This is a genomic window from Paenibacillus sp. 01T47, from assembly GCF_056398245.1.
The window spans coordinates 1-2564 of record NZ_JBFTPA010000061.1; the positions used below are offsets into that span (position 1 = coordinate 1).

Consider the following 2564-nt stretch of genomic DNA (forward strand, 5'->3'; position numbering starts at 1 on the left):
CAATTCCCCTAGTTGATAGGCGTCCGCAATATCCGTTTTCACTTTGCGTAAGCTGGTTTTTTTGGCCTGGTGTGAAATTAACGGATTAATGACAATATACAAGTATTGATGTTCATCTAGAAACTGAATGACGGGGCTGTGGTAGTGTCCAGTTGCTTCTAACACTACTGCTGGACGCAGTCCAGTAATGCATTCGAGGTCCTGCAAAAAATTCAAGAAAGACGCCAGTCCCACAAGATTATGCTCAAACTGAAAGATCTTTCCGTGCGGTATTCCTCGGTCAGTGAATGCTTGTGCATGGCTTTCTCCTTTGGAAACATCCAGTCCAATGACAGGATTCATGTAACCACTCTGTTCGGTGAAAATAAAGTATTAGACTAGAATCTTTGATTTAATGCGATTTTAAAATTGAAAAAACGTCAGCTTTTGAAAAATAAGTTTTAGACTGATCCGTTAAAAGAAGAAGCGACGGACCAAGACTTGATAAATAAAGTCTTAGACTGCCGCTGTTATCATTCAACTATCGTTCTTACGTTAGTTTATGACTGATGTGAATCTTGTTCATTGCCAAGCCAATTAGGAGTTTAAAACCGAGTATTTTCTTCAGAGCGGTTGGGTCTCACGTAGATCTCTCACACCTTCCGAACAGTGGGCGAGTAAAATACGTCACTATGCATATGCTGAATTTTGTCCCAGTTGCCAGGATTGGTCGTGTCTGGAGAGCGGTGCTCCAGAATGGCTTGATATAGGGCGGTTTTTTCTTCCAAATGGGCAACGTGCTGTTTGGCTTCTTCGAGCTTAGCGAGCGCCGCTTCTTTATGCTCCATCATGAGTGCGGAGCGTTGCGGAATGGTCGAATCTCCTTCGAGACAGAGATCGACGTACATTTTTATGACTTCAATCGGCATACCGGATTGCTTGAGGCATTTAATGCCATGTAGCCAGTTGATCGATTCTTCGTCGAACAGCCGAATATTATTTTGATTGCGCTGTACGCTTGGCACCAGGCCTTTATCCGTGTAAAAGCGTACAGCGTGCTCAGTTAGTCCCGTTATTAGGGCAGCTTCTTTGACCGTATGCATGTGAATCCTCCTCGGAAAATAAATTTTTGAAGACACCTTGACTTCGTGTAACACGAAGGTCATAAGCTTATTGTAATGCAAATGAGCCGTAAGTGGAATCCCTCTCTGCAGTTCCCGATTCAGGGGTTACGCGCCGTTTGCTATTAGACATTTGAACATTAGGAGGAATTACAATGCAAACCGTAACATTAAACAATGGTGTAAAAATGCCGATCATCGGCTTTGGTGTCTACCAAGTTCCGAATGCTGAAGAATGCGAGAACGCGGTGTATGAAGCGCTGATGGCCGGTTACCGCCTGATCGACACCGCAGCCGGTTATCTGAACGAGGAAGCGGTCGGACGCGCGATCAAGCGCAGCGGTGTACCGCGTAAGGAGCTATTCATCACGACCAAGCTTTGGGTTCAGGATGCCGGTTACGAGAGTGCCAAGCTGGCGTTTGCCAAATCCTTGAAGAAGCTACAGCTCGACTATCTCGATCTATACCTTATTCACCAGCCGTTCGGCGATTACTACGGCGCTTGGCGCGCGATGGAAGACCTGTACCGCGAAGGCAAGATCAAGGCGATCGGTGTCAGCAACTTCCTGCCCGACCGACTGATGGACCTCGTCGTGCATAACGAAATCGTGCCCGCGGTCAACCAGGTCGAAACGCACCCTTTCTACCAACAAATCGAGAGCGCCGCTTTTATGAAAGAGCAAGGAGTACAGCACCAGTCATGGGCCCCGTTTGCTGAAGGACTTAACAACTTGTTTGGCAACGATGTGCTGGCCTCGATCGCAGAAAAACACAACAAGTCCGTAGCCCAGGTCGTGCTTCGCTGGCTTGTTCAACGTGGAGTCGTTGCTATTCCAAAATCGGTGCGTAAAGAGCGGATCGTCGAAAACTTCAACATTTTCGATTTTGAGTTGAGCGCGGACGATATCGAACAAATTTCCACTCTCGATACGCGGGAAAGTCTTTTCTTATCGTACCGCGATCCGGAAGTCGCCAAGATGATGGGCAACTGGAGAGTCGAGCTGTAAACCTTGATCGAATCGTAAACTCATCACGCGTTTATCCTCATCTATTAAGAAAGGACAGGGCGGGTTCCCCTTGTCCTTTTTCTGTACTTGATTTCAAAATCCAAGAATAGTAAAACTGCTGCTAAGGGTGCAACGAAATCTATACTCCTACCATTACAGGTAACACACAGAACCACCGAGAAATCCATAACTATCTTGCCCGCTGAATAGAGCGTTGCCAGTCTAATACTTTATTTTCTCAGTCTACAACTTTATTTACCGAGTCTAATACTTTATTTTTCAGTCTAATACTTAATTTTCTTTGGACACACTCCTTGTTATATATTCGCCGGAAGCCCCTAACCTTCTTGTCGTCCACATTATCGCATGTGATTCGGGGTCATGCCCCAACTAGCCTAATCATGGTTTAACAAGTAGGGGGGATGAACGGAATAGCTCTCGAGATCCAAGTCTCACG

General features: G+C 46.0%; 3 protein-coding genes. 1 reads left to right on the forward strand and 2 read right to left on the reverse strand.

Going from position 1 to position 2564, the window contains the following annotated elements; genetic code table 11:
- Together AC1DOV_RS34590 and AC1DOV_RS34595 are read right to left on the reverse strand one after the other, a co-directional pair.
- Window positions 1–342: IS110 family transposase (locus AC1DOV_RS34590; protein WP_477552151.1), on the reverse strand; the 342-nt coding region annotated here is incomplete at its 3' end.
- 290 nt (window positions 343–632) lie between these two features.
- Entirely contained in the window at window positions 633–1082 is a 450-nt protein-coding gene (locus tag AC1DOV_RS34595) for a MerR family transcriptional regulator (protein WP_477552152.1), read from the reverse strand.
- Between the two features lie 173 nt (window positions 1083–1255).
- Here AC1DOV_RS34595 and AC1DOV_RS34600 point away from each other — a divergent pair, with 173 nt between their 5' ends.
- Entirely contained in the window at window positions 1256–2107 is an 852-nt protein-coding gene (locus AC1DOV_RS34600; protein WP_477552153.1) for an aldo/keto reductase, read from the forward strand.
- The last annotated feature ends 457 nt before the right edge of the window (window positions 2108–2564 follow it).